Source organism: Streptomyces sparsus (genome assembly GCF_054776295.1).
Window position 1 is genome coordinate 1 of sequence record NZ_BAAHCA010001178.1, and the last position, 1,291, is coordinate 1,291.

The following is a 1,291-nucleotide window of genomic DNA, read 5'->3' on the forward strand; positions in this document are numbered from 1 at the left end:
CTGGTCCGCTCGGCGCGCTCGGAGAACCCCGGCCGCTTCGTCCTCGCCGACACCGACGGCACTGCGGCCTCCGCCGCGGAACTGCCCGCCGCCCTCGGCGCGGACGCCTTCGAACTCGCCCTGCGCGACGGGACCGTGACCGTGCCGCGCCTGGTGCCGCTCGGCACCGAAGGGACACTCGTGCCGCCCGCCGACACAACCGCCTGGCGGCTCGGCCTCGAAGGCACGGGCACCCTGGAGGCCCTGCGCCTGGCACCGTGCCCGGAGGCCACCGCGCCGCTCGGCGCCCGCGAGGTGCGGATCTCGGTGCGTGCCGCGGGCGTCAACTTCCGCGACGTGCTCACCACGCTCGGCATGTACCCCGGCGACGCCACCGCCATCGGACTGGAGGGCGCCGGCGTCGTCACCGAGGTCGGCCCCGAGGTGACGGGAACCGCACCCGGCGACCGCGTCATGGGCATGTTCGCGGGCGCCTTCGGCCCCGTCGCCGTCGCCGACGAGCGCCTTGTCGCCCCCATCCCCAAGGGCTGGAGCTTCGCCGAGGCGGCCACCGTGCCGATCGCCTACCTGACCGCCCACTACGCCCTGGTCGACCTCGGCGGTCTGCGCGCCGCCGAGACCGTGCTGGTGCACGCCGCGGCGGGCGGAGTCGGCTCGGCCGCCGTGCAACTCGCCCGGCACCTGGGCGCCGAGGTCTACGGCACCGCGTCCCCCGCCAAGTGGCACGCGGTACGCGCCGCCGGACTGGACGAGGCGCACCTCGCCTCCTCCCGCGACCTGTCGTTCGAGCAGCAGTTCCTGGAAGCCACCGGAGGGCGGGGAGTCGACCTCGTACTGGACTCCCTCGCCCGGGAGTTCGTCGACGCCTCACTGCGCCTGCTGCCCCGCGGCGGACGCTTCCTGGAGATGGGCAAGACCGACGTCCGCGATCCGCGGCAGGTGGCCGCCGACCACACCGGTGTCGCCTACCGGGCCTTCGACCTCGTGGAGGCCGGTCCCGACCGCGTCGGCGAGATGCTCGCCGAGCTGACGGAGCTGTTCGACCGCGGCGTGCTGCGCCCGCTGCCGATGGCGGTGTGGGACGTGCGCCGCGCCCCCGAGGCGTTCCGTTTCCTCAGCCAGGCCCAGCACGTGGGCAAGGTCGTCCTCACCGTGCCCGCCGCGCCCGATCCCGAGGGCACGGTCCTGCTCACCGGCGGCACCGGCGGTCTGGGCCGGCTGACCGCCCGGCACCTGGTCGCCGAACGCGGAGTGCGCCACCTGCTGATCGCCAGCCGGCGCGGCCCCGACG

The 1,291-nt window shown here is 75.6% G+C and carries 1 protein-coding gene; it reads left to right on the plus strand.

Translation table 11 applies throughout. The features are described 5' to 3' along the window. A partial coding sequence (locus tag ACYVE9_RS27255) for a zinc-binding dehydrogenase (protein ID WP_461030557.1) occupies nucleotides 1-1,291 on the plus strand: 1,291 nt, incomplete at both ends.